This window comes from Paludibacterium flexuosum (assembly GCF_037076605.1).
GTDB lineage: Bacteria > Pseudomonadota > Gammaproteobacteria > Burkholderiales > Chromobacteriaceae > Paludibacterium.
Genome location: NZ_AP029060.1, coordinates 1519227 through 1537996 on the forward strand (window position 1 = coordinate 1519227; position 18770 = coordinate 1537996).

The following is an 18770-nucleotide window of genomic DNA, read 5'->3' on the forward strand; positions in this document are numbered from 1 at the left end:
AAATGAGCATCATCGACAACCGCAAAGCCTTTCACGAGTACTTCATCGAAGAGAAACACGAGGCCGGCCTCGTGCTCGAGGGCTGGGAAGTCAAGGCCATCCGCGCCGGCCGCGCCCAGCTGAAAGAAAGCTATGTCGTCTGGCAGCGTGGCGCCTTCTGGCTGATCGGCGCGCACATTTCGCCGCTGCAATCCGCCTCGACCCACATTCACCCCGATCCGGTGCGCAGCCGCAAGCTGCTGTTGAACCAGAGCGAAATCAACAAACTGATCGGCAAGGTCGAACGCGCAGGCTACACCCTGGTCGCCCTCGACCTGCACTACACCCGCGGTCGCATCAAGGCGGAAATCGGCCTGGCCAAGGGCAAGAAGCAGCACGACAAGCGTGCCACCGAAAAAGACCGCGAATGGGCCCGGGAAAAGCAGCGACTGATGCGCGACAAGGGCTAAACAGCATTCAGACACACCCGCCGCACCCACACGTATATGGCGGCGGGCCACATTTCAAGGAACAGCATGGACAAAATCCTCATTCTCGACTTCGGCTCCCAGGTCTCCCAACTGATCGCGCGCCGCGTGCGCGAAGCGCATGTCTACTGTGAACTGCATCCGTTCGACATGCCGATCGACGAGATCCGCGCCTTCGGCCCCAAGGGCATCATCCTGTCCGGCGGACCGAACTCGGTCTACGAAAGCGACTACCAGGCCGACGCCGAGCTGTTCCAGCTCGGCGTCCCGGTTTTGGGCATCTGCTACGGCATGCAATGGATGGCCCAGACCCTGGGCGGCAAGGTCGAGTCGGGTCATGTGCGCGAGTTCGGCTATGCCGAAGTCACCACCGTGGCCAGCAAGCTGTTCGACAACCTGCCGGGCAAGGTCCTGCCCAACGGCGAACGCGTGCAGGAAGTGTGGATGAGCCATGGCGACAAGGTCACCGCCCTGCCGGCCGGCTTCAACGTCATCGGCAGCAACCGTTCCTGCCCGATCGCCGCCATGGCCGATGAACACCGCGGCTTCTACGCCGTCCAGTTCCATCCGGAAGTCACCCACACCAAGCACGGCAAGGACATGCTGCACCGCTTCGTGCTCGGCATCTGCGCGGCCACCCCGTCCTGGACCATGCCCAACTACATCGACGAAGCCGTCGCCAGAATCCGTGCCCAGGTCGGCCAGGAAGAAGTCATCCTCGGCCTGTCCGGCGGGGTCGACTCCTCCGTGGCCGCTGCGCTGATCCATCGCGCCATCGGTGACCAGCTGACCTGCGTCTTTGTCGACCACGGCCTGCTGCGCCTGAACGAAGGCCAGATGGTCATGGACATGTTCGCCCGCAACCTGGGCGTCAAGGTCGTGCACGTCGATGCCGCCGCCGACTTCATGGGCAAGCTGGCTGGCGAAACCGATCCGGAGAAGAAGCGCAAGATCATCGGCGCCGAATTCGTTGAAGTCTTCCAGCGGGAAGCCAAGAAGCTCAGCAATGCCCGCTGGCTGGCACAGGGCACCATCTACCCGGACGTGATCGAATCGGCCGGCGCCAAGACCAAGAAGGCCCACACCATCAAGAGCCACCACAACGTCGGTGGTCTGCCGGAAACCCTCAATCTCAAGCTGCTGGAGCCGCTGCGCGAACTGTTCAAGGACGAAGTGCGCGAACTGGGCGTGGCACTCGGCCTGCCGCACGACATGGTCTATCGCCACCCCTTCCCGGGTCCGGGCCTGGGCGTGCGCATCCTGGGTGAGGTCAAGACCGAATACGCCGACCTGCTGCGTCGTGCCGACGCCATCTTCATTGAAGAACTGCGCAACACCGTCGACGAAGACGGTCTGTCCTGGTACGACAAGACCAGCCAGGCCTTTGCCGTCTTCCTGCCGGTCAAGTCGGTCGGCGTGATGGGCGATGGCCGCACCTACGACTACGTCGTGGCACTGCGTGCCGTGGTCACCTCCGACTTCATGACTGCACACTGGGCCGAACTGCCCTACTCCCTGCTCGGCCGTGCCTCCAACCGCATCATCAACGAAGTGCGCGGCATCAACCGCGTGGTCTACGATGTGTCGGGCAAGCCGCCGGCGACGATTGAGTGGGAATAAGCGACCACCGACCGGGCGGCACGCCAGCCCGGCTGGTTACGCAAAAAAGCCGACGGCTCACGTCGGCTTTTTTGCGCGCCCGGGAAATCAAGATCGCCTACTTGCCCATCCCCTGCACATAGCGCGCCGGTGTCACCCCAAAGCGCTGCCGGAATGCGGTAATGAAGCTGCTGACACTGTCGTAACCGGTCTCGAAGGCCACACGTGTCACGCTGCCGCCAGCGGCCAACCCTTCCAGGGCTTTTTTCATGCGCGCCGCCGTGCGCCATTGCACCAGCGTCATCCCGGTCTGCTGCCTGAAGTGGCGGGTCAGACTGCGCGGTGACAAGCCGGCCTCACGCGCCAGGGTATCGAGCGGGTGCGCCTGTGCCGGATCCTCCAGCAATCCCCGGGCAAGGTGCAGCAGCCCGGGATGACTGGGCATCGGCAACATCAGCGGCTGAGTTCCGGCCTGCAGCAACTCGTCCAGCAACACGGCAAAAAAGCGCTGCTGGCGCTCGCTCAAGCCGGCGGCGGCAATCTGCCAGTCAGCGATCTGCGCCAGCATGGCACGAATCAGCGGGCTGGCACGAAACACCGTTGGAGTCGGCGGAAACACCGCGCACAAGGCAGGCTGCAGATAGGCATGCCAGCCAACGGCCTGACGAAACACCGAGGAGGCATGGGGCGTGCCGGGCGGCAGCCAGCCAATCTGACCTTGCGGCAGCACCCACTGGCACCCCTGCAGCTCGATGGTCACGCCGCCTTGCCACAGCGCCCAAAGCTGCCCTTCAGGGTGGCAGTGCAAATACATGTCAGCGCCAACCGGATGCGCTTGATTGCGGATCAGCATCGGTCGGCCATCGCTCAGCCGGGTTTCGACAGGGATCATCATTGGCCAGATTTCCAAATTGATTGGCGTTACATCGTTAGCAAGCCAATGCACAGATTAGCACAATCATGCTGGTCCACCCGGACATCCCATCACACAAGGAGCCCGCCATGCTGATTGATCTGTCCCTGTCGCTGTCTTTCGACCACCCGCTGTTTGCCGAAATGCGCATCACGCGCCCCGGCCCCATCGATGCCGGCCATGTCGGCACCCACCTGGACAGCCGGCTGTTGCAACCGATTCCGCTGAACCGCAGCCATTGTGCCGCCGTGCTGATTGATGTCAGCCAGGCGGGCCGCGACATCGGGGTCGAGGCATTGCGCCAGGCCGACATCCGCCAGAACGATGCCATCATTCTCTACACCGGACACATGCGGCGTTTTCCCTATACCAGCCGGGAATATTTTGCTGACCATCCCCAGTTGAGCTGGGAGGCCGTGGAATACCTGATCGCCCGCCAACCCGCGTTCATTGGCATCGATGCATTGGGCTTGCGGCGCGGTGAGCAGCCTCATCACGAAGTGGACAGCTATTGTGAGGACCATGGCTGCTACGTGATCGAGAACCTGAACCAGCTGCCACAGCTGGCCGAAGCCTTGGCCGGGCGGCAACGCTTCGGCCTGCGGCTGGGCTGGATCGCCCATCAGCGCAGCGACAGCCTGCAGGGCTTTTATGGTGTGCCGGTTCATCTGCTGGCAGAGCTCTGAGGCCATCACGGCGGGCAGCAGGGGCTGCCTGCCTGCAAGACCTCACCGGCCAATGCGCACCAAAACAGTGCAAATTCACGCTCTCTCGGCGCTTTGTGCCACAAAGGCCGCCAACGCTGGCACAAAGCTCACCGCCACATCTCGGCAGAACACGCCAAAATCACGGCTCAAATCGAAGAATCATGGCGCACCCTAGGACGGCACAGATGTGCCAATTGTCGCCAGGTGACGCTGGGCCGGCGCGGCAATGGCATACATTTTGCATATAAGTAGACATTGCCTACTTCGCGCACCAAGATCATGCACGCCATCGCCGCCCCCACCCCCGCCCACAGCCTGACGGAAGACATTCTTTCCATCCTGATCGGTACCCTGCTGGTCTCTTTCGGCATTGCCATGTTCAAGCAGGCCGGCCTGCTGATCGGCGGGACGGCGGGGATGGCCTTCCTGATTCACTACCTGACCGGCTGGTCATTCGGGCTGGTGTTCTTCGTCATCAATCTGCCGTTCTACTATCTGGCGCTCAAGGGCAAGGGCAGCGAATTCACCCTCAAGACCTTCTGCGCCGTGGCCCTGGTATCGCTGTTCTCCGGACTGCACGGCCACTTCGTTCACTTCGGGGCCCTCAACGGCTTCTACACGGCACTGACCGGGGGACTGCTGATGGGGGTGGGGCTGATCGTACTGTTCCGCCACCAGGCCAGTCTGGGCGGGGTGAACATTCTGGCGCTGTACCTGCAGGAGAAAAGCGGAATACGCGCCGGCAAGCTACAGATGGCGGTCGATGTGCTGATCGTCGCGGCCTCCCTGCTGGTGGTCAGTCCGCTGGCACTGCTGGCCTCGCTGATTGGCGCAGTAGCACTCAACCTGGTAATCACCATGAATCACCGCCCCGGACGTTATCAAGCCGCCTGAAGCCCGGACGCACCGCAACGCTCAACGGCCGTTCCCGCCCTCCTGCCGCAGCTTGCGATATAGCGTGCTGCGACTGATACCCAGCGCGCGCGCCGCCGCACTGGCATTGCCACCGAACTGGGCCAGCATGCCGGCGACCATGCCCGGGGTGGCCGGCTCGGCACCGGCCTGCTGCATCTCTTCCTGCAGTGTGAGCGGCAGATGCGCCAGCGTCAGCACCGTCCCATCATCGACCAGCGCCAGCAGGGTTTGCAGCAGATTGGCCAGCTCGCGCAAATTGCCCGGCCAGCGATAGCGTCGCAGCGCGGTAGCCAGTTGCGGAGACAGCACGATGCCACGCCGCGCGGCGCCGCCCTGATCCAGCAGCTGCTGCGCCACCCGGGCCACATCGCCACGCTCACGCAGCGGAGGCAGACACAGCGGATAGTGACACAGCCGATAGTACAGATCGGCGCGGAACGTGCCGGCCTGCACCATGGCACGCAAGTCGCGGTGTGTGGCGCACACCAGGCGGAAATCGACCGCATGGCTGCCGCCGCCGCCCAAAGGCGTCACGGTACGATCCTGCAGCACCCGCAACAGCCGCGCCTGCATCGACAGCGGCATGTCGCCAATTTCATCCAGAAACAGCACACCGCCCTGCGCCTCGCGCAAACGCCCCTTGCTGCCCTGACGCCGGGCACCGGTAAACGCGCCCTCCTCATAGCCAAACAACTCGGCCTCGATCAGCCCTTCCGGAATCGCGGCACAATTGACCGCCACGAAGGGGGCGGCACGCCGATGACTTTGCTCGTGCAGCGCACGGGCAAACTTATCTTTGCCGGTACCCGTTTCACCGAGGATCAGCACCGGAATATCGGCCTGCAGCAGCTTGAGGGCTGTCTGCATCAGGGCGGGCGGCAGGCCGGACGCCGCCGCCTCCGCCGGGCTGCTCACCTCCGCACGCCGGTCTGGCCGGGCCGTACGCAATACTGGCGTGGCCTGGGCCACCGGATGCGGCAATAGTAAACGACCACTGAACAGACGCTCGCCATGCGCCAGCAAAGCGCGATGCTCGCCGGCACGTGACTGCCAGTGCGCCAGCGTCTCGCCAAACAGATCGGCAAACTGCAGCCGCCCCAGTGCCGACCAGTCGAGCTGCAGTGCCTGCAAGGCACTACGATCAGCCGCCAGCAGGCGCTCCTCGCCATCGAAGGCCAGCCGCGCCGCCCGCGGCGTGGCCAGTTGCGCCGGATCGACATGGAACAGCAAGGTGCGCGCCTGACGGGTTGCCTGGGCAAACAGGCGCTGCTCGATCAGGCGGGCGGCCGACTCGACCCTTTGACCATGCATCGGACCCAGCTTGCGCGGCAGGCCGGAAACATCCAGCACCCCCAGCAGTTGGCCGAAGGGATCAAACAGCGGCGAGGCCTGACAGGACAGCAGCCGGTTGCGCTCCAGATAATGTTCGCTGCCACGCACCCGGGTCACCTGCCCGGCCAGCAGCGCCGTGCCGATGGCATTGGTCCCTCGGTGCTGCTCGCTCCAGTCCATGCCCGGGGTCAGCGCCACCCGCTCGGCCTTATCGAGAAAGGCAGGATGGCCCATCTCCTCCAGGATCACGCCGTGACGATCGGCCACAATCACCACATGGCCATCATCAACCACACTTTCAAACAAGGTATCGATCTGCGGTCTGGCCCACTGCAACCAGTCGGCGTTGGCGTCCAGTCGCTCGCGCAACACGGTTTGCTCAAGCCGCTCGCTGCCTCGCGCATCCACCGGCAGGCCCAGGCCGAGACAACGCCGCCAGGACGACAGGATGGAGGGCGGTACGCTGCCGTCCGGCAACGGCGAGCCATCGAAGAAGCGCTTGCGCGCCTCGTGCAAGGTCAGGGAATGGGTATCGGTCATGCCGTCCTCCACTGTGTCATGACACTGCGACAGGTGTCGCAGCCTGACACAGCCATCGTTGCTTCAATGCACTGATTATGGTTGTTGCGAACTCGGCTGCAAGGCCCATCCCAAGGGTCAGTCATGCTGCTGCGCAAAAGAAATTAGAGTAAATGCTTGCAAAACGGCACATGCCGCTTGCTGCAGCGCACGATCGAAATTTCCTGGCACGGCGTGTGCTGTACTGGCTGTACGTCCCGACGGGAACGACCACAACAAGCGACACAAGGAGAAAGAGATGACACAACTGAAGCCAGGTATCGCCATCAAGCCACGCTACGACAACTATATCGGCGGCAAGTGGGTACCTCCGGTCAATGGCCGCTACTTCGAGAATCTGACCCCGGTGACCGGCAAGGTGCTGTGCGAAGTGGCGCGTTCCGATGAGCAGGATGTGGAGCTGGCACTGGATGCGGCCCACGCCGCCCGCTTCAAGTGGGGTCATACGCCGGTGACCGAGCGGGCCATCCTGCTCAACCAGATTGCCGACCGCATGGAGGCCAATCTGGCCCTGCTGGCCGAAGTGGAGACCTGGGACAACGGCAAGCCAATCCGTGAAACCCGCGCGGCCGACATCCCGCTGGCCATCGATCACTTCCGCTACTTCGCCTCCTGCATCCGCGCCCAGGAAGGCACGCTGGGTGAAATCGACCAGAACACCATGTCCTATCACTTCCACGAACCGCTGGGCGTGGTGGGGCAAATCATTCCGTGGAACTTCCCGATCCTGATGGCCGCCTGGAAACTGGCGCCCGCACTGGCGGCGGGTAACTGCGTGGTCCTGAAACCGGCCGAGCAGACCCCGATGTCGATTCTGGTGTTCGCCGAACTGGTGGGCGACCTGTTGCCACCCGGGGTGCTGAACATCGTCAACGGCTTCGGTCTGGAAGCCGGCAAGCCGCTGGCCAGCTCCAAGCGCATCGCCAAAATCGCCTTTACCGGCGAAACCGGTACTGGCCGGCTGATCATGCAGTACGCCAGCCAGAACCTGATCCCGGTCACGCTGGAGCTGGGCGGCAAGTCGCCCAACATCTTCTTTGCCGATGTAGCGGAAAAGGATGATGCCTTCTTCGACAAGGCCATCGAAGGCTTCGTGATGTTTGCGCTCAACCAGGGCGAAGTCTGCACCTGCCCGAGTCGAGCGCTGATTGCCGAGTCGATCTACGACCGCTTCATGGAGCGCGCACTCAAGCGCGTTGCCGCCATCAAGCAGGGCAATCCGCTCGATCCGCAGACCATGATCGGCGCCCAGGCCTCGCTGGAGCAGATGGACAAGATCCAGAGCTATCTGCAGATCGGGCGCGACGAAGGCGCACAGGTGCTGGCCGGTGGCAGCCGCGCCCATCTGGGCGGCGGGCTGGAAGACGGCTATTACATCCAGCCGACGGTGTTCCATGGCAACAACAAGATGCGCATCTTCCAGGAAGAAATCTTCGGCCCGGTGGTCTCGGTGACCACGTTCAAAGACACCGAAGAAGCACTGCACATCGCCAATGACACCCTCTTCGGACTGGGTTCAGGTGTGTGGACCCGCAACATCAACACTGCCTTCTTCATGGGTCGTCACATTGAAGCCGGCCGTGTCTGGACCAACTGCTACCACGCCTACCCGGCTCATGCGGCCTTTGGCGGCTACAAGCAGTCGGGCATCGGGCGCGAGACCCACAAGATGATGCTGGAGCACTACCAGCAGACCAAGAACCTGCTGGTCAGCTACTCCGAGGACAAGCTGGGCTTCTTCTGAGCGCCAGGCACAGACAAGCGCCGGGGGAAACCCCGGCGCTTTGTTTGTCAGATCGCCCCGACCAGACGCAGGCGCAACTGGTCATAACCCCAGTGATAGAGATAGGTATACGGCAGGAAAAACAGATTCAGCCCGATATCCAGCTTCAATGCCGGCCACAACGCCAGATCCAGCCACCACATGGCCAGCGGCAGACACACCAGCATCAGCCCGCCCTCGAACAGCAGGGCATGCATGGCGCGGACTCTCCAGGCCTTGGCCAAACCGCGTGCACGCAACCAGCGATCAAAATGCCGATTGAACAGAACATTCCACAACAAGGCGATCAGGCAGTTGGCCACGGCCAGCCCGCCCATGGCCAGCAGAGGTGTCTGCATCCACCAGGCAAACAGCGGCGTCACCAGCACAATGGCCAGCACCTCAAAGCCGATGGCCTGCAAAGCGCGTTCCAGCGGGGATTTGTCAGCCAGCATGGCAAACCTCCTTTTCATCTTCGGATACTTGGCATGATGCGCAAAATAGTCGATGCTCCAAAGTTGATATCCATCGACAAAGGCGATAGGTCATGCCCAATCTGGAAGCGCTGCAAGTGTTTGCCACAGCGGCGTCCTGCGGCTCCTTTTCCGCCACGGCACGCCGCCTGGGCAAAAGTCAGTCCACCATCAGTGCCTGCATTGCCAATCTGGAAATCGATCTGGGGGTCACACTGTTTGATCGTCAGAGCAAGTTTCCGACCCTGACCCGGGCGGGTCGGCAGCTGCTGGCCCAGGCCGAACAGGTACTGATGGCCAACGACCGGCTGTTGCGCACCGCCGCCGGTCTGCAGGCTGGCCACGAACCCAGGCTGAGCGTTGCCATGTCCGATACCTGGCAGCCAGACCGGCTGGAAGCCGTCGAACAGCATTTTGCCCGGCAATACCCGGAGATTGAGCTGGAATGTCTGATTGCCGAGTGCGAGGACCTGATCCGGCTGGTCGATAGCGGGCGGGCCCATCTTGGCTTTGTCGAGCGACAAGCCGCCTATCCGGTCGGCATGGTGTCGCAGCCCTTGCCAACGCCCAACGAGATGGCGCTGTATCTGGCGCAGAGCCATCCTCTGGCCCAATCCGGCATACAGAGCAGCGCTCAACTGGCGACGATCCGCGCCCTGCGCCTCAGCACCATCCACGGCGATCGTCCGGGGCCATCCGGCGGACACTGCTGGTCGGCCCCGAGCTATCTGATGTTGCTGGAAATGACCCAGGCCGGGCTGGGCTGGGCTGAATTGCCGTGCTGGCTGGTGCGCCGCTATGGCGCAGGCCTGGTCCCCCTGCCGCTGCCCGGCTGGCCACGGCAAGTGACGGTCGAGGCCATCTGGAGCCGGGAACGTCCGCTCGGCCCCGCCGGGACCTGGCTGCTGAGCGCCATCCTGCAGGCTGCCACACCAGCCAGCCCCGAATGACAAAGCGGCCCGGCCGGCGGGTTTCCCCTGCCGGCCGGGCCGCTCGTGGATTCAGCAAGATCAGGAAGCGCGACTACCCTCACAGGCATCGCCCGAAGCATGGCGCAACTGACGCCCCTTGCCGCGCGACAGTACCTTGCTGGTGAAGGCATACAGACCCGCCGCCACCAGCAGGGCATCCAGTGCCGGAATGTCCGTCAGGGTAATCATCTGGCGCGAAGCCAGCAGACCGACCACCGTCGCCAGCCCCCAGATGACAAACGTCGGCAGTGGAACAGCAGGTTGCAGCGCCAGATCCGCCGGGTGATAGCCCTTGCGGCGATGCAGGAAGAAGTCGGTGATGTAAATGCCGGCAATCGGCGGTACCGAAATCCCCAAAAACACCAGGAAGGGAATGAACAGATCCAGGATGTCCTGGCTGCCAATCAGGCAAGCCAGCACGCCAAGCAGCAGGGTAATGCGCGGCCGCGGCATCACCCGCACGAAGGTCGAAGTCGCCAGCGTCGCCTGGAACAGGTTGCCGGCATTGCCGGTCACGGTGGCAATCAGCAGCATGACCACTGTCGGCAGGGCGGCCCCCGCCAGTGCCATGGCCGCGACCAGCGTGACCTTGCCGCTCAGGGCGCAGGGCACGGCGCCGGCGACGAACAGGGCCGGATAGGCAATGCCCATCGACAGCACGGCGCCGATCAGCGCATGACGCCGGTTGTGCACCATGCTGGAAAAATCGGGCATGGTGGTCACCAGAATCATGAAGGTGCCGGCGACCGATGACGTGGCCACGCCCATACTCATGGTATTGACCTGGCTATGCGCCGAGAACGGCGCCACACCAAAGAAACGCGACAGATTCCAGGCCAGCAGCCCCAGCAGGATCGGAATGGCAACCAGGGCAATTTTGTCCAGAACCTCGAAACCAAAGGCCGTGGCGCCGATGAACAGCACCCCGCCCAGGCAGACCAGCGGCAGCATGGGCACCTGCCAGCCAAACATGGCGAGCAGATCCTGCAGCGCATGCCCGCAACTGTTGGCGGTCACGCAGGTCCAGCCAAACAGGGCGATGGCAAACAACACATTGATGGCACGGCTGCCCTGGGTGCCGAATGCGTATCGCACAATCTGATAGGTATTCATCCGTGCCGTGACGCCGATCCAGCCCGTCAGGCAGGCGATGGTACACAGCACCAGCGAACCGGTAACAATGGCGCGCAGGGCGTCGCCCAACACCAGATGACTGCCCAGCGCCGAGGCGGCGAGCAGCACTGGCGACACGGCAATGCCGAGAATGATCAGCGCGATGCGATATCCCGGCACGGTGGCGGAATGAGAAGCTTGAGTCATGTGCGTATTACCCGGTTGGCTGCCGGAGGCGGCCACTGTCAAAATCAGATAATGGTGATATTTCTGCCGACCATCATAAACCAATAATATCTTTACTTCAAAATATATTGACTTTAACAGTTACTCAAGGGCAACACCGACACATCTCTTTGATTATGGTCGGCTTTCCTCATGCAACAAGCGCCATTGCCAGCGCAACCACAGCCCGGTTCCCCGCCACAGGGCACTGATCACCTTCCAGCCCAGCACGCTGCCCAACCCGCCGATCAGCATCATCACCAGCCCGGTGACCAGCATGCCGGCACGCGGCATGCCCATCATGCCGTTGATCACGACCTGCCCATCCGGATCCTGAATCGCCAGCTGCTTCAGGCTGCCGTCCGAGGCATTGCGAATGCTGACGCTGCTATGGTCATCCTGCACCAGAATCTGCATCGCACCGCTCGATGCATCGGTATGGATCTGGACACTGGACTCGCGCCCTTCCTGATGGCCGTACAGCGTGAACTGCCGCATGGCGTGCCCATACCCCAGCTGCGGCCAGCCAATCAGCGCGTGCGTGGCCCAGCTGCCTGCCATCAGGAAGCCACCCAGCAACATCATCAGGGCACCAAGCCACAGGCTGCCCAGCACCGTCATCACCACCAGATAGGGCATGGCCAGCAGCAGGTTCAGCACGCTGAGCCCCGCCAGCGCCGACAGCACCCGCCCCAGATTGGCGGGTGTCTTGTGGGCTTCCCATTGCTTGAGATGGCGTTCAGCCGTCAGCTCGCGGGCCAGCCGCTCCGGTTCACCCAATGCCCGGGCGACCTCCTCTTCCTGGCGGCCATCCGCCAGGGCATCGGCAAAGTAGCTGCGATAGTCCGCGAGAATCTCCTCCCGCTCGGCAGGGGGGAGGCCATGGAGCGCACGTGCCAGGCGCTCGAGAAAATCATCACGCTTCATGTTCTTTCTCCTGATTGCCATGTGCCGTGTCATCCAGCACATCGTTGATTTCTGCCACAAAGCCCGCCCATTCGCGCCGCATGGCGGCCAGCGCCTCGCGGCCGGAGCGTGTCAGGGTGTAGTACTTGCGTGCCGGGCCATTGCTGGACTCGCTCAGATAAGTGGTCACCCAGGCATCCGCCTGCAGGCGACGCATCAAGGGGTAGATGGTGCCCTCACTGATATCCATGCTCTGCGCCAGGCGACTGACAATCTCGTAGACATAGCTGTCCTGACGAGCCAGAACAGCCAGCACGCACATTTCCAGTGTGCCCTTGCGTAATTGTGTCTTCATGCGTCCCTACCGGTTCATCAGACCGTTTTATCCTAATCCACACTACCTTGTATTACAAGGTATCTTTTTATATCCATTGTATGAACACCATGAATGGGACGACAGTTGTGCAGACAGACCAAGGGGCGGATAATCGCCCCCCTTCAGAGACAAGGAAACCGCGCCATGGACGAACCTCAAGGCATCCGCCTGGCCAAGCGTATGGTCGAACTCGGCATGTGCTCGCGTCGCGAAGCGGATGAATATATCGAGCAGGGTCTGGTAAAGGTCGATGGCCAGGTCGTGCGGGTACTCGGCAGCCGGGTACGTCCGGAGCAACAGATTGAACTGACGCGTCCGGCCACCCCGCTATCGGACGCCCCCGTCACCCTGCTGTTTCATCAGGGGGCCTGGATCGATGCCCCCTGGAGCAAGCGGCTCGGCCAGGACAATCGCTGGGAAGCCGACCAGGCCGAGCAAGTCTTCTTGCCGCGCCATACCCGGCAACTGAGCGCCTTTGGCGCCACCGACCCGGCCAGCAGCGGACTGATCGTGCTGACGCAGGATCGGCGCCTGCTGAAAAAACTGGCCGAATGCGAAATGGAGTTTCTGGTTGCGGTAGCACAGGCACCGGCGCTGGCGGCACTGAAAATCGAAGGCTTCAGTGGCAAGATCAATCGGCAGAGCGACCGGCAGTTGCGCATCGTCATGCCACAACCCGCCAGCGGACAGATTGGCGAACTGTGTCAGCAGCTGGACTGCCCGGCACTGAGTATCCGCTGCATCCGTGTCGGCCGGCTGGCGCTGGGCAAGCTGCCGGAAAACCAGTGGCGCTACCAGCTCGGCTGGGAACGTTTCTGACACTCCGGCGGCCGCTGGCCGCCGGCAACCTCTCTTATTCAGCGCTGCCCGGGCGCTTGCCGAACGTCAGCACGACCGGCTTTTCGCGCAACATCACCCGATACACGTCCTCGACCCTGGCCCGCGCCCAGGGTGTTCGCCGTAAAAATTTCAGGCTGGAAGCAATACTGGGGTCATGGGTAAAGCAGCGGATGTCGATCATCTGCCCCAACCGTTCCCAACCATAAAACTTCACCAGCTCTTCCAGGATGGCCGCCAGCGTGCGTCCATGCAGCGGGTCTTTTTCTGCCCCAGCATTCATGTCAGGCCATTTCTTGTCAGATTGAACCGGGCGTCATTATAGGCGGCTTGCGCGCCGACAAGGGGCAATTCTGTTCCTCCCTCTTTTAATGCGAATGATTCTCATTTACTATTTGGTTTTCCAACAAAAAAACAGAGAGAACCATGCCACCCAAGCAGCTTGCCCTGTGCCGTGCCACGGCGCCGCGAACCCGACACACCGCCCTGACGATGAGCCTGATGGCCGGCCTCATCCCGCTGGCCCATGCCGGACAGGCGCCCGAGCAGGCGCCGTCACTGCAAGAGGTGACCGTCAGCGCCACCCGCACCGAACGCCGTGTGGACAATGTACCGGCCAGCGTGACCGTCAAGACCTGGCAGCAGATCGAACAATCCGGGGCACGCAACATCAAGGAGCTGTTCAGCGACGAGCTGGACGTCTCCGTCCCGCAAGGCCCCAACCGTTACAGCATCGGTGGTTCGAGCACCGCGCGCGCCGGCAACGAAAGCATCAATATCCGTGGTCTGGAAGGCAATCAGGTGCTGATGATGGTCGATGGCATCCGCGTGCCGGCCAGCTTCTCCTTCGGGACCTTCGCCACCGGACGTGACGACTATCTGGCGCTGGACGGTTTCAAGCGCGTGGACGTATTGCGCGGTCCGGCCTCCACCCAGTACGGCAGTGATGGTCTGGCCGGGGCGGTGAGCTTCCAGACCCTGGATCCGCAGGATGTGCTGCAAGCCGGCCAGACCCTCGGCGGCTTCGCCCGCGCCGGGTACAACAGTGTCAACAACAGTTGGTCCAACAGCCTGGCGTTTGCCAGCCGTCAGGAGGACTGGCAATCGCTGCTGCAAGTCAGCTATCAGCAGGGACATGAACAGAAGAATATGGGCAGCAACGGCTCACTGGACAGCAACCGGACGACCCCCAACCCTGCCGATACCCATAACAGCTATGTGCTGGGCAAACTGATCCGCCGCCTGGATGCCGCCAGCCAGCTCGGACTGACCGTCGAATCACTGCGTCGCCGCGAGCAAACCGAGGTGTACTCGGCACGGGCCCTTCCCCCCTACAGCGCCAGCAGTACGATGGATTTTCAGACCGACGACCGCATCGAGCGCGACCGGGTATCACTGAAGTACAGCTATGCCGACCCGACCAATCCGCTGTGGCAGAAGGTGGAAAGCCAGATCTACCTGCAGAATGCCAAAGTCGTGCAAGGCACGGTCGAAGACCGCTATACCGCCGCCGACCGCACACGTGACAACAGCTACATCAGCAATACGGTCGGCCTCTCCAGTCAATTCGAGAGCCAGTTGCCGGGCGCGCTGATCCAGCGTCTGAGTTACGGCTTCGACTGGAGTCGCAGCCAGGTACAAAGTCCGCAGAACGGCACGGTGCCTCCGGCCGGCACAACCTTCCCGAGCAAGAGCTTTCCGGACACCCGCTATACCCAGACCGGTCTGTATCTGCAGGATGAAATCGAGCTGGGTAGCGTCAGCCTGATTCCCGGTCTGCGCTATGACCAGTACCGCCTCAGTCCGTCGAGTGCCGGCTACAGCGGCAGCATCGTGACGCTGTCCGACCAGGCCTGGTCACCGCGCCTGGGCCTGGTCTGGCGACTGATGCCGGAACTGGCGCCCTATGCCCAGTGGGCACGGGGTTTCCGCGCCCCGACACCGGATCAGGTCAACAGCAACTTCAGCAACCCGGCCTTCGGCTATACCAGCATCGGCAATGCCAACCTGCAGGCGGAGCGTGCGAACAGCGTCGAAGTCGGCCTGCGCGGCAAACACGACCGCCTGCGTTACTCGCTGGCCTATTACGACAGCCGCTACGACAACCTGATCTCGCAACAAGTCGTCAGTGGTGCCGGCACACCGTCCAATCCGGCGGTTTACCAGTACATCAACCTGCATGATGCCCGGATCCATGGCTGGGAAGTCCGTGCCGAATGGTGGCTGGATGAGCGCTGGCGGCTGAAAGGCGGCGTCGCGGCCGCACAGGGCGACAGCCAGGCGAACGGCGTCAGCCAGCCGATCAATACCATCCAGCCACTCAAGGCTGTACTGACCCTGGCCTATGAACAGGAAAGATGGGGCGCCAACGCCACCCTGCAGCATGCCAACGGCAAGGCGGCCAGCGACATTGCACAGCCACAGAACAGCAGCCAGTTCGCCCCGGCGGCCTGGAACACGCTGGATCTCGGCATGTTCTGGAAGCCGCTCAAGGCGCTGACCCTCAACGCCGGCATCAACAACGTGTTCAACCAGAAATACTGGAACTGGTCCGATGTCCGTGGACTGGCCAACAACACCGGCACCGCCGATGCCTGGAGCGCGCCGGGCCGCAATGCCTATCTCAACGCCCGCTATAACTTCTGAGGAACATCATGGATCTGAACACTTTGCGGCAACAGGTTGCCGAACAACGCCAACAGGGACGCCGTCAGCGCGATATCGCCGCCACACTGGGCGTCACGGAGGCCCATCTGATCGATGCCCATACCGGCGCACCGCAAGACGCGCTGCTGCAGGCCCGACGCCTTGACAGCGACTGGCCGGCCATATTCAGCCAGCTGGCCACGCTGGGCCAGGTCATGGCGCTGACCCGCAATGAAGATTGCGTCCATGAGAAGACCGGCGTGTACCGCCCATTCAGCCATGGCGAGCGCATCGGTCTGGTGCTGGATGAGGCCATCGACCTGCGCATCTTCTTCGAGCACTGGGCCTATGGCTACCGGGTATCGGACCTTCACGGCAGCAGTGCGCAGCACAGCCTGCAGTTCTACGACCACCATGGCCGGGCCATCCACAAAATCTATCTGCGCCCAGACAGCGATCAGGCGGCCTGGCAGGCGCTGTGCCAGCGATTCGAGGTGGCTGCACCGGCGCCGCTGGGCACCCTGCCGCCCGCCCCGCCACCCGAGGCGGAATCGCCGGACAGTGCCATTGATGTCCAGGGACTGCACCGGGGATGGGCGGACCTGCGCGATACCCATGACTTCTTTGCCCTGCTGAAGCAGTACGGCGTCTCGCGCCGCCAGGGACTGCGACTGGCCGAAGCGCGCTTCGCCCGACCGCTGGAGCCCACGGCCATCAGCCTGCTGCTGCGCGAGGCCGCCCTGCGTGCCGTACCGATCATGGTCTTCACCGGCAATCCCGGCATGATTCAGATCCATACCGGCCCGGTACAGCATATCGTCGAGCAAGGTCCGTGGATCAACGTCATGGATGAGGGGTTCAACCTGCATCTGCGCCAGGATCGGGTCGCCGAAGCCTGGCTGGTGAAAAAGCCAACCCGTGACGGCCTGGTGTGCTCGCTGGAGCTGTTTGACGCAGCGGGCGAAACCATTGCCATGCTGTTTGGCGCGCGCAAGCCGGGGTTGCCGGAACGCAGCGACTGGCGCGCCCTGCTGGACTGGCTGCAAGACGAGGCCACGGCATGCACGGTCTGATCCTGCCGCGCCGGGCGCTGCTGCAAGGGGCGGCAGCGCTCGGACTGGGCATGCTGTCGCCCCTGCTGCGGGCCGCCTCCCGTCCTGACAACGCCAGGCTGGTCTGCGTCGGCGGGGCGCTGACCGAGATCATCTATGCCCTCGGGGCCGAACGGCAGCTGGTCGGCGTCGACAGCACCTCGCGCTTCCCGGCCGCTGCACAGAGCCTGCCCGGCGTCGGCTATGCCCGCACCCTGTCGGCCGAAGGCATCTTGTCGCTGGCCCCCGGAGCGGTGCTGGCCAGCGAGGATGCCGGTCCGCCTGCCGTACTGCGCCAGATCAGCGCAGCCGGTGTGCCGGTGCACATCCTGCCTGGCAACCACCGCTTCGAAGGCGTGCTGAGCCGCATCACCCGCGTCGGCGAGCTGACCGGACGCACCACGCAGGCAGCCCAGCTGCAAACCCGGCTGCAGCGCGATTGGCAGAAGGTGCAGGGCAAGGTGGCGGCACGACATTCGCCACCGGCACGAGTGCTGTTCATGCTCAACGCCGCCCCGGGCCAACTGCTGGTGGCCGGCAACGGCACGGCGGCCGATGCCATGCTGCGCTATGCCGGCGCGCGCAATGCCCTGCAAGGTTTCAATGGCTATCGCCCCATGACCGCCGAAGCGGTGGTCGCCGCCCGACCGGATGCCCTGTTGCTCTCCGGTGACGGACTGGCGGCAGCTGGTGGCGTGGAAGGCGTGTTGCGGCTGCCTGGCGTGGCACAGACACCCGCCGGCCAGCAGCGGCGTATCTTGTCGCAGGATGCCCTGCTGCTGCTCGGCTTCGGCCCGCGCCTGCCGCAGGCGGTCGACTGGCTGGTGCAGACCCTGCCTGCAGGACAAAACTCATGAGTGCGCGCCAATCTGCCTTGTGGCTGGCGCTGGTCGGTCTGGGACTGCTCGCCCTGTGCGCCCAGTTTGGCGCCGTGGCCATTGGCTGGCATGACTGGCTGGCGCCGTGGCAGGGGCCGCTGAACGGCAGTGGCTGGGTGCTGTGGCAATTGCGGCTGCCGCGCCTGCTGCTGGCCTTGCTGGTGGGGGCGGCGCTGGGGCTGGCCGGCTCGCTGACGCAGGGGCTGTTCCGCAACCCGCTGGCCGACCCGGGTCTGTTGGGCGTCAGCAGCGGAGCGGCCTGCGCCGCTGCACTGTGCATCGTGCTGGGACACAGTCTGAACCTGGCCGAGCCACTGCGTCAGTGGCTGCTGCCGCTGGCGGCCTTTGCCGGCGCCTTCGCGGTCTGCATCGGACTGGATCGTCTGGCCCGCTGGCTGGCGCCCGGCTCGATCAGCGGTCTGCTGCTGTGCGGGATTGCCCTCAACGCCCTGGCCGGTGCCCTGATCGGACTGTGTACCTATCTGGCCAATGATGAACAGCTGCGCAGCCTGTCATTCTGGACGCTGGGCTCGCTCGCAGCCGCCAACTGGTTGCTGGCCGGCCTGCTGTTGGTTCTGATGGTGCTGACACTCTGGCGCCTGCCGGCGCTGTGTCGCCAGCTCAATGCGCTGGCGCTGGGAGAGGCCACGGCAGGTCACCTGGGTATCTCGGTCCTGCGCCTGCGCAGTGCGGTGACCTGGCGCGTGGCGCTGCTGGCCGGCATCACCGTCGCCTGGTGCGGCATGATCGGCTTCATCGGGCTGATCGCCCCGCACATTGCCCGCCGTCTGGGGCAGGCAGATCAAGTCAGCAGTGCCCCGCTCTCCATGCTGATCGGCGCCCTGCTGCTGTTATTGGCCGATACCCTGGCTCGCTCGCTGGCCGTGCCGGCGGAAATGCCGGTCGGTATCTTCACGGCCCTGCTCGGCGTGCCTTTTTTCCTCTCGCTGCTGCGCAGCCATTCCCTGTCCCGGAGCTAG

At 63.3% G+C, this 18770-nt stretch carries 18 protein-coding genes; 11 read left to right on the forward strand and 7 right to left on the reverse strand.

From position 1 onward, the window contains the following. Positions 1 to 2 precede the first annotated feature (2 nt). Positions 3 to 449 carry an SsrA-binding protein SmpB gene (gene smpB, locus AACH39_RS07195; protein ID WP_215781535.1) on the forward strand — a complete coding sequence of 149 codons (447 nt, stop codon included), beginning with the start codon at positions 3 to 5 and terminating at the stop codon, positions 447 to 449. Between the two features lie 66 nt (positions 450 to 515). After that, entirely contained in the window at positions 516 to 2087 is a 1572-nt protein-coding gene (gene guaA, locus AACH39_RS07200) for a glutamine-hydrolyzing GMP synthase (protein ID WP_215781533.1), read from the forward strand. Between the two features lie 97 nt (positions 2088 to 2184). Here the strand turns inward: guaA and AACH39_RS07205 are convergent, their stop codons facing one another. After that, positions 2185 to 2961, reverse strand: coding sequence for a helix-turn-helix transcriptional regulator (locus tag AACH39_RS07205; RefSeq protein ID WP_338621192.1), 777 nt, complete (start codon positions 2959 to 2961; stop codon positions 2185 to 2187). Between the two features lie 107 nt (positions 2962 to 3068). Here AACH39_RS07205 and AACH39_RS07210 point away from each other — a divergent pair, with 107 nt between their 5' ends. Beyond that, positions 3069 to 3665: a cyclase family protein gene (locus AACH39_RS07210; RefSeq protein WP_338621193.1), complete on the forward strand. Its 597-nt coding sequence runs from the start codon at positions 3069 to 3071 to the stop codon at positions 3663 to 3665. A gap of 276 nt (positions 3666 to 3941) precedes the next feature. Continuing rightward, positions 3942 to 4580 carry a YitT family protein gene (locus tag AACH39_RS07215; protein WP_252346175.1) on the forward strand — a complete coding sequence of 213 codons (639 nt, stop codon included), beginning with the start codon at positions 3942 to 3944 and terminating at the stop codon, positions 4578 to 4580. A gap of 21 nt (positions 4581 to 4601) precedes the next feature. Here the strand turns inward: AACH39_RS07215 and AACH39_RS07220 are convergent, their stop codons facing one another. Continuing rightward, a complete protein-coding gene (locus tag AACH39_RS07220) occupies positions 4602 to 6473 on the reverse strand; it encodes a sigma-54-dependent Fis family transcriptional regulator (RefSeq protein WP_338621194.1) in 1872 nt (623 codons plus the stop codon). Positions 6474 to 6750: 277 nt separating this feature from the next. On the opposite strand from AACH39_RS07220, the gene adh reads away from it, so the two are divergent. After that, complete coding sequence (gene adh / locus AACH39_RS07225) at positions 6751 to 8256, forward strand: aldehyde dehydrogenase (RefSeq protein ID WP_215781526.1); 1506 nt, start codon at positions 6751 to 6753, stop codon at positions 8254 to 8256. Between the two features lie 47 nt (positions 8257 to 8303). Here the strand turns inward: adh and AACH39_RS07230 are convergent, their stop codons facing one another. Then, positions 8304 to 8729 carry a PACE efflux transporter gene (locus tag AACH39_RS07230; protein ID WP_215781524.1) on the reverse strand — a complete coding sequence of 142 codons (426 nt, stop codon included), beginning with the start codon at positions 8727 to 8729 and terminating at the stop codon, positions 8304 to 8306. A 92-nt stretch (positions 8730 to 8821) separates the two neighbouring features. Here AACH39_RS07230 and AACH39_RS07235 point away from each other — a divergent pair, with 92 nt between their 5' ends. After that, positions 8822 to 9697 carry a LysR family transcriptional regulator gene (locus tag AACH39_RS07235; RefSeq protein ID WP_338621195.1) on the forward strand — a complete coding sequence of 292 codons (876 nt, stop codon included), beginning with the start codon at positions 8822 to 8824 and terminating at the stop codon, positions 9695 to 9697. Positions 9698 to 9757: 60 nt separating this feature from the next. Here the strand turns inward: AACH39_RS07235 and AACH39_RS07240 are convergent, their stop codons facing one another. The 3 genes from AACH39_RS07240 to AACH39_RS07250 all read right to left on the reverse strand — a co-directional run bounded on the left by AACH39_RS07240 (position 9758) and on the right by AACH39_RS07250 (position 12317). Continuing rightward, complete coding sequence (locus AACH39_RS07240; RefSeq protein ID WP_338621196.1) at positions 9758 to 11038, reverse strand: cytosine permease; 1281 nt, start codon at positions 11036 to 11038, stop codon at positions 9758 to 9760. A 153-nt stretch (positions 11039 to 11191) separates the two neighbouring features. Further along, positions 11192 to 11983: a DUF1700 domain-containing protein gene (locus AACH39_RS07245; RefSeq protein WP_215781516.1), complete on the reverse strand. Its 792-nt coding sequence runs from the start codon at positions 11981 to 11983 to the stop codon at positions 11192 to 11194. Continuing rightward, complete coding sequence (locus tag AACH39_RS07250; RefSeq protein ID WP_215781514.1) at positions 11973 to 12317, reverse strand: PadR family transcriptional regulator; 345 nt, start codon at positions 12315 to 12317, stop codon at positions 11973 to 11975. Before AACH39_RS07250 ends, AACH39_RS07245 begins: the two co-directional genes overlap by 11 nt. A gap of 165 nt (positions 12318 to 12482) precedes the next feature. Between AACH39_RS07250 and AACH39_RS07255 the strand changes: the two genes are divergently transcribed. After that, the gene (locus AACH39_RS07255) at positions 12483 to 13157 is read left to right on the forward strand and encodes an RNA pseudouridine synthase (RefSeq protein ID WP_338621197.1); all 675 of its coding nucleotides are present in this window, start codon (positions 12483 to 12485) and stop codon (positions 13155 to 13157) included. A 34-nt stretch (positions 13158 to 13191) separates the two neighbouring features. Here the strand turns inward: AACH39_RS07255 and AACH39_RS07260 are convergent, their stop codons facing one another. Then, complete coding sequence (locus AACH39_RS07260; protein ID WP_215781507.1) at positions 13192 to 13458, reverse strand: VF530 family protein; 267 nt, start codon at positions 13456 to 13458, stop codon at positions 13192 to 13194. Between the two features lie 143 nt (positions 13459 to 13601). Between AACH39_RS07260 and AACH39_RS07265 the strand changes: the two genes are divergently transcribed. Genes AACH39_RS07265 through AACH39_RS07280 form a run of 4 tightly spaced genes read left to right on the forward strand, consistent with a single transcriptional unit; the run spans position 13602 to position 18770 of the window. Next, positions 13602 to 15821 carry a TonB-dependent hemoglobin/transferrin/lactoferrin family receptor gene (locus tag AACH39_RS07265; RefSeq protein WP_215781504.1) on the forward strand — a complete coding sequence of 740 codons (2220 nt, stop codon included), beginning with the start codon at positions 13602 to 13604 and terminating at the stop codon, positions 15819 to 15821. 8 nt (positions 15822 to 15829) lie between these two features. Then, the gene (locus tag AACH39_RS07270) at positions 15830 to 16894 is read left to right on the forward strand and encodes a ChuX/HutX family heme-like substrate-binding protein (protein ID WP_338621198.1); all 1065 of its coding nucleotides are present in this window, start codon (positions 15830 to 15832) and stop codon (positions 16892 to 16894) included. Beyond that, positions 16882 to 17769 carry an ABC transporter substrate-binding protein gene (locus tag AACH39_RS07275; protein ID WP_215781500.1) on the forward strand — a complete coding sequence of 296 codons (888 nt, stop codon included), beginning with the start codon at positions 16882 to 16884 and terminating at the stop codon, positions 17767 to 17769. Before AACH39_RS07270 ends, AACH39_RS07275 begins: the two co-directional genes overlap by 13 nt. Then, complete coding sequence (locus AACH39_RS07280; RefSeq protein WP_215781498.1) at positions 17766 to 18770, forward strand: iron ABC transporter permease; 1005 nt, start codon at positions 17766 to 17768, stop codon at positions 18768 to 18770. The genes AACH39_RS07275 and AACH39_RS07280 overlap by 4 nt, the downstream gene beginning before the upstream one ends.